Source organism: Actinomycetospora sp. (assembly GCF_055612215.1).
The window spans coordinates 1-1,786 of record NZ_JBVPVA010000401.1 but is presented as its reverse complement, the minus strand read 5'-3'; the positions used below and the strand labels follow the sequence as shown (position 1 = coordinate 1,786).

The 1,786-nt window shown below is 72.6% G+C and carries 3 protein-coding genes; 2 read left to right on the top strand and 1 reads right to left on the bottom strand.

Going from position 1 to position 1,786, the window contains the following annotated elements:
- The first annotated feature begins 104 nt into the window (after window positions 1–104).
- Window positions 105–569, top strand: coding sequence for an Hsp20/alpha crystallin family protein (locus AC0CYZ_RS11365; RefSeq protein WP_472215323.1), 465 nt, complete (start codon window positions 105–107; stop codon window positions 567–569).
- Between the two features lie 194 nt (window positions 570–763).
- Window positions 764–1,117 carry a helix-turn-helix domain-containing protein gene (locus tag AC0CYZ_RS11360; protein ID WP_472215321.1) on the top strand — a complete coding sequence of 118 codons (354 nt, stop codon included), beginning with the start codon at window positions 764–766 and terminating at the stop codon, window positions 1,115–1,117.
- A gap of 48 nt (window positions 1,118–1,165) precedes the next feature.
- On the opposite strand, the gene AC0CYZ_RS11355 is transcribed toward AC0CYZ_RS11360, so the two are convergent.
- On the bottom strand, window positions 1,166–1,786 hold a 621-nt coding region (locus tag AC0CYZ_RS11355), incomplete at its 5' end, for a DinB family protein (protein WP_472215319.1).

The following is a 1,786-nucleotide window of genomic DNA, read 5'->3' as shown; positions in this document are numbered from 1 at the left end:
ATGAACCTGCAACACCGACTTGCGTGAATCTGTAGGTGGAGCTATAACTATCTACGTCAGTCGCCTTGAGGTACGCAGTGCGGTGATGGAAGGAGTGACCGATCGTGCTGCTGAACTACGACCCCTTCGACGCGTTCCGCTCGCTCGACCGCTTCACCGGCGGCCGCGGCCAGGCCGGCACGGGGATGCCGATGGACCTGTACCGCGCCGGGGACCACGTCGTCGCCACCTTCGACGTGCCCGGGGTGGACCCCGGCTCGATCGACATCTCGGTGGAGGGCAACACCGTGACCGTCAGCGCGGAGCGCAGCGCCCCGAGCGACGCGGCCGAGTGGATGATCGCCGAGCGTCCGCGCGGGCACTACAGCCGCCGCCTGACCATGGGCCGTGACCTGGACCTCGACCAGCTCCACGCCTCGTACGTCGACGGCGTCCTGTCCCTGACCATCCCGGTCGCCGAGCGCTCCAAGCCGCGCCGCGTCAGCGTCGAGCACACCGCCGCGCCGCGCACGATCGACTCCGGGAACGAGGCCGCCCCGGGACCGGAGAAGGAGGAGCACGCGAGCTGACCCTCCTCGACGTCCCGACCACATCAGGAACCCGAGGAGGTGATGTCCCCGTCCAGTTGACGATCACCACGACCACCGGGGCCGCGCCCGACGGGCCGGCCCGTACCGAACCACTCTGAGGGGCCGAGCGGGGCGGGTCGACGACCCGCCCCGCTCGCGCGCGTCCGGGCTCCGGCCCACGACACAGGAGGACCATGGCGCTCGACCGCCTCGACGATCCCGACCACCCCACCTACGGCATGGGCCAGGCGGCCGAGCTGCTCGACGTCCCGCCGGCATTCCTGCGCAGCCTCGACGCAGCCGGGCTCCTCACCCCGTCCCGCTCCGAGGGCGGCCACCGTCGCTACTCCCGCAACCAGCTCGACCGCGTCGTCGCGCTGCGCGCCCTCGCCGACGAGGGCCACACCCTCGCCAGCGCCGCGGAGATCCTCGACCTGCGCGCCGACCTCGACCACGAGCGCGCCCGGACCGCCGAGGTCGTCGACGAGCGCGACGAGGCCCGTCGGGAACGCGACGAGGCCCTGGGTGCTCTCCGCGCCCGTGAGTAGGCAGGTGCGCTCCGCGCTCGTGCGCACTTCTCCGCCCTATGACACGGACTACTGCTCACGAGCGCGCAGCGCACCCGCGATGTCGAGCAGGTGGTGTCGCCCCTCGTGGGCGGCCTGGCGGGCGAGCCACAAGGCGGTGCGCTGCTCCCCGGGGTAGCGGTGGACCGGCCGCACCCGGTCCGGTTCGCCGAGGCGGTCGAGCTCGGCCAGGAACCCCGCGACGTGGGGCGTGAGCAGGTCGACGGCCGGACCCAGGTCGGCGTGCGCGTAATCGAAGCGTCGAGCACGGAGGTCGTTGAACATCGGCTCGAGGGCGGGATCGTCCTCGGTGCGGGCGCGGTGGAGCCGGATGGTGAACACGGCGTAGACGTCGCGGACGTGGCACAGGTACTCCGCCGCGGACCAGCTCCCGTCGGCGCCCCGGACGCGCCAGGCCTCGTCGGGATGGTCCTCCAGCAGGTCGCGGGCCTGCTGCGGGACGGCCGCGACGATCGCCCGCACGTCGTCCACGGTCGTCGTCGCGAAGTCCATCGGGCAGTCGGGGCAGACGTGGTCCTCGGCCGCGAGCGGCGGGACGCCGTCGGGGAGCGCAGGGGTGGCGAGCCGGTCGACGTCGTCCATTCGTCGAGGGTGCCAGCTGACGGGCGGCCCGAGGATGTGGCCGGAGGA

Excerpts from the sequence above, each read along its gene's own strand:
- AC0CYZ_RS11360 (WP_472215321.1), top strand. The coding sequence starts at position 764 with ATGGCGCTCGACCGCCTCGACGATCCCGACCACCCCACCTACGGCATG.